Source organism: Hyella patelloides LEGE 07179, from assembly GCF_900659865.1.
Taxonomy (GTDB): Bacteria; Cyanobacteriota; Cyanobacteriia; order Cyanobacteriales; family Xenococcaceae; genus Hyella; species Hyella patelloides.
Genome location: NZ_LR213954.1, coordinates 10,917 through 13,691 on the forward strand (window position 1 = coordinate 10,917; position 2,775 = coordinate 13,691).

A 2,775-nucleotide genomic window follows, 5' to 3' on the forward strand; every position below is an offset into this window, starting at 1 on the left:
CAAAAAAATAGCTCCTGATATGGCATACTGCTTTTATGACTATTTAGGACGCGATCCCGAGATGGCAAAAATTATAAATGAACCTGCTGGGCGAAAGAAACGTTTACAGGAAACTTTCATCCAATGGTTTCACGAAATGTTTACGGGCATAGATAATTGGAGTGAACTCTATGCTGCTCGGCGTTGGCAAATTGGTTTGGCACACGTGAGAGTCAACATCACTCCCCAACACGTAGTTCCCGCAATGGCAATAGTGGTTCGAGAGGTGGAAAAGCATCTCAAGTCAGACAATCAAGACGATTCACTGACTGATTCTCTGAAAAAGATTTGCACGATCGATTTAGCTTTTATCGAGCAAGCATATGTAGAGGTGTTATCTTCATCTATCTTGAAAGAAACTGGTTGGACTGAATGTTTATTCCGACGTATAATTAACGCTGGTACTGATTCAATTTAATTATCGATCAGTATTATTTTTATTGGTTCGATTAATAGCATTCCTAGACGCTGAAATCGCTATGTATTAACTTTTAATTATTGACTAAAAATTAACAGCAATCAATTGATTACCTTTTTCTTTTTGAAAAATGATATTTTTTATCTAAAGTTAAATTATTGTGTGTGAGTCAAAGGTCATAAATTGAAAGTTTTTTCTTCTGGATTTAGTTGGTTTCGAGCTAATAGTAATTTTTAATTACTTGTTCTATTTTTTGCAAAATTTCACAATTATTCTTCCAGATAAAATTCAAATCTTGTTTTTAATTCTTCTATAGTTAAGTTCTGCGTCCAATACTCTACTAAACTATGACCAAAAGCATAAGCATTCAGGTCGGTAGAAGCATCATTTTGTAATAGTAAAGACCATAAAGAAAGAAAATCAAAATTACTAATTTTGGCATCATCTACTAACAACAGATACAAGTCATACGCCATCTGTAGCTTACCAATCACCACAGGTAATTGTTCCACAGGAATTTGTTCGGCTAAAGCATAAGCCAATGCAGCGTTTCCTGTAGTCATAGTAGATAAAAATTGTAAGATGGGGCTTTTTAACAGCGTAGTAACACCCTGGGTAGTAGACATTTGCATGGTGTAGCGATCTATTATTTTAGCAGCAGCAACGATCTTAGTTTCACGATCGCGGACAAAGTTGGCGAATTTTATTTGTTTAGTGGGTTCAATGGCTTCTACAAGTGCTAGAGATAAAGTATCATTGCCCCAAGTTTCATGAAGCTCGTTTTGCGCGACTAAAGGCAATACCAGATCGCAATATTCCCCCAGATTTTCTTGACGATAGGCTACTGCATTACGAATATTTTGTTCTTTTTTGGTTTCTCCTTGTTGCCAATCATAGGGGGGATTCCATTCTCGAATCGGGCGTAATCTATCTACTTGAGTAACTATCGTAATTACAGGAATATTGGCTTTTTCTCGCTGCATTTCGGTTAAAAAATCTAAATCCATCTGCAATGCAGGATCGAGGGCAGGAGTAACTAATAAAATTAAGTCTGCATTGATACCATAGTCTAATACTAGCTGCCGTAAGTCTTCTCTTTGGGCTTGTTCGTAACCAGGAGTATCCCACAGATTTAAAGCTTCTTGGTTATTGGTTTCCCAACGATACTGAGAAATACGATCTGTACTGGGAAGTACATCTACTACTGCTAAGTTAGCTTCAAAGATGGTGTTAATCAAGCTGCTTTTTCCCGCTCCTGTGCGCCCCACTAACAGAATATTAATTGGTTGACTAATAACATCTTCTGACGACTCTGCTTGTTCGATAATCTCTCGTAGAGCTTGGGTTTTAACTTTAGGAAGGGTAGGAGTTTCCGTAATGAAAGCAGGGGGTAAAGTATTACCACTATACAACGCGATCGCCTGATGACAGAGATTTCTTAACGCTGTTTCGCGAAATAATTGATTCAAATTAGCTATCAGTTGTTGATTAGCTTGGTTGGTATAATTTTTACTAGCCCGATTAGCAACCGCCACTGCGGGGTTTAATACCCATTGCGCCCAATTCCAAACTTTTAATAATTTCCGTGCCGAAGGCTCTAATTTTTGATAAGTTTCAATAGCCTCATAAGCTTGCCCAATACTAACTTGATTTAATGCTGGAGAAAGCTTTGCCATCCAACGATCTGTATCATCTACTGTACCCCGAATTAAACCATAAGCCTGGGGGATATAAATGTTAAGTAAAGGACGTTTTACTTCAGGATGATAAACTCCTGCTACAGCCACAATTACTTCTTGACAACGAGTTAAGAAAGTTTGCCAATCCTCCCAAATAATTGCATCATTTTGTGATGTTTCTAAAATATTTTGTAGAGCCGTAGTTATTTGTTGACTAGCTGTATCTTCTGTCTCCAAATTATTATTTTCTTGGCTATTAGTTAACTCTCGATCGATTTGGGCAACTACTGACTCTAACTGGTCAATTGCGGGTTTTGTCCACTTGACTAAAAGCGATCGCCATACTATAAATAGTAATATAAAAATTGCCCAAATCCAATTAAGTCGCCACTGATGAATCTGTGTTCCTGCTGCAACAAGTAAAAATATAATTGGCAGCGCAATCGGAACAGCTAATACGATCAATTGCCAGGGTTTTAACGGCTTCATTTTAATTAATTGCTAATAATTTTTTCTTTAATTTTAGTATCTGATTTCGATAGATTAAATCGCATCCAGCTTGAAAACCTTATAAGCAGTTGGACAAAATTAATTGGGAGCAGGTCAAAGATGCAAGAACAAGAATACTACTAAGCAAAA

At 37.0% G+C, this 2,775-nt stretch carries 2 protein-coding genes; one reads left to right on the forward strand and one right to left on the reverse strand.

Going from position 1 to position 2,775, the window contains the following annotated elements:
- Positions 1–457: protoglobin domain-containing protein (locus H1P_RS23165; protein ID WP_144871807.1), on the forward strand; the 457-nt coding region annotated here is incomplete at its 5' end.
- 269 nt (positions 458–726) lie between these two features.
- Here the strand turns inward: H1P_RS23165 and H1P_RS23170 are convergent.
- Positions 727–2,625 carry a GTPase family protein gene (locus H1P_RS23170; RefSeq protein WP_144871801.1) on the reverse strand — a complete coding sequence of 633 codons (1,899 nt, stop codon included), beginning with the start codon at positions 2,623–2,625 and terminating at the stop codon, positions 727–729.
- Between the last annotated feature and the right edge of the window lie 150 nt (positions 2,626–2,775).